The sequence below is a fragment of the Arthrobacter sp. CMU6 genome, from assembly GCF_059090205.1.
Genome location: NZ_JBNHFL010000092.1, coordinates 1 through 549, shown reverse-complemented (window position 1 = coordinate 549; position 549 = coordinate 1). Strand labels below are relative to the sequence as shown.

At 67.0% G+C, this 549-nt stretch carries 1 protein-coding gene and 1 pseudogene; both read left to right on the top strand.

All coding sequences use genetic code 11. The features are described 5' to 3' along the window. Positions 1-132, top strand: a pseudogene (locus AC5RWD_RS23195) (3-oxoadipate CoA-transferase); the annotation flags it as partial. A 1-nt stretch (position 133) separates the two neighbouring features. Continuing rightward, a partial coding sequence (locus AC5RWD_RS23190) for a CoA-transferase (protein WP_494022267.1) occupies positions 134-549 on the top strand: 416 nt, incomplete at its 3' end.

The following is a 549-nucleotide window of genomic DNA, read 5'->3' as shown; positions in this document are numbered from 1 at the left end:
CAGGTGTCCGAGATCGTGCCCACCGGCGCGCTGGACCCGGAGAACATCGTGACCCCCGGCATTTACGTCAACAGCATCGTCCGTATTGATTCCCGCGGAGCTGCCGCCGGCACCGCAGAACAGGTGGCCTGAGATGAGCCTCGTAGAAACGTCCATCCAGACGTCCGAAACCCCGCTGGGTCGCGACGACCTCGCCCGGCTCGTGGCCCGCGACATCGCACCGGGCTCGTTCGTGAACCTGGGGATCGGCCAGCCCACCCTGGTCTCGAACTACCTCAGGCCGGAGCAGAACATCACGCTCCACACCGAGAACGGCATGCTGGGCATGGGCCCGGTGGCCACCGGGGACCAGATCGATGAGGACCTCATCAACGCCGGCAAGATTCCCGTCACCGAACTCCCGGGCGCCTCCTACTTCCACCATGCCGACTCGTTCGCGATCATGCGCGGCGGCCACCTGGACATCTGCGTCCTGGGCGCGTTCCAGGTCTCCGCGACCGGCGACCTCGCCAACTGGCACACCGGAGCACCGGACGCCATCCCCGCCGT